The 1040-nt window shown below is 33.6% G+C and carries 1 protein-coding gene; it reads right to left on the minus strand.

The window, feature by feature from the left end:
- Positions 1–1040, minus strand: a 1040-nt coding sequence (locus CHB72_RS25780; protein WP_207652656.1) for a methyl-accepting chemotaxis protein, incomplete at both ends; no start/stop codon positions are given.

Raw genomic sequence — 1040 nt, forward strand, 5'->3', positions numbered from 1 at the left:
GCTACCTCTTCTACAGATGCACTCATCTCCTCAGAGGATGCAGCTATTTGTTGAGCTATCGCTGAATTATCAACTGAAATAGAAGCAATTGTATCTACTCTAGCTACAATATCGTTTTTACTGTCATCTACGATATTAATAGAGTTGTTGGCATTTTCAATCATTGGTATAACATTAGAAATATCTGCTAGTATTTCCTTAAAGGAGCTTATGGTGCTATGTACTACTTGTTCCTGTCCTTTTAAGTTTTCAATACCTTTTGTTGTGGTTTCTATAATTTCTCCACTGCTATTTGTAATGTTAGACAGTAATTCGTTAATATGAACTGATGAATTCTTTGATTGTTCTGCTAGCTTTCTGATTTCATCTGCCACAACAGCAAATCCTTTACCCGCTTCCCCTGCTCGAGCTGCTTCTATGGCCGCATTCAGTGCCAAAAGATTTGTTTGATCAGAGATGCTATTAATAGCATGGGTAATTTCTCCTATTTCCTCTAATCGATTGTCCAACATTTTTACATGATCACTTACTTCATTAAAGGATTGACTAATCGTTTGAGTGGAATCAATCAACTGTTGTAATTTCCCATTCCCTTGAGAAACCATTGCATCTGTCTTTTTTGTGTTTTCATGTATATTCTGTATAGAAAGCACTGTTGCCTCTAATTCTTTACCAAAATCGTTTACTATATCACTTATTTTAGCTAAATCTTCCGCTTGAGAATTGGAACCTTTTGCTACCTCCTGTATAGAGGCTGCTACTTCCTGTGCTGCTGCTGTCATCTGTTCACATATATTTGTTAATGCACCGGCACTATTATTTGTATTGTTAATGTTATTCTTCATATTAACAATCATACTTGAAATATCTTTTAAGGTTGACCCTAATGATTTTTTCATTAAACCAAATTCATTTTTTTGATTCGTATCTATTTCTAGGGTAAAATCACCAGTAGCTACATTTTCAAAGATACCATTCATTTCTTTGATAGATTTTTTTAATATTCCTATTATTAAAAAGGAAAAACCTAATAAAGTTAT

Origin of the sequence: Anaerovirgula multivorans (assembly GCF_900188145.1) — a bacterium.
Taxonomy (GTDB): domain Bacteria; phylum Bacillota; class Clostridia; order Peptostreptococcales; family Natronincolaceae; genus Anaerovirgula; species Anaerovirgula multivorans.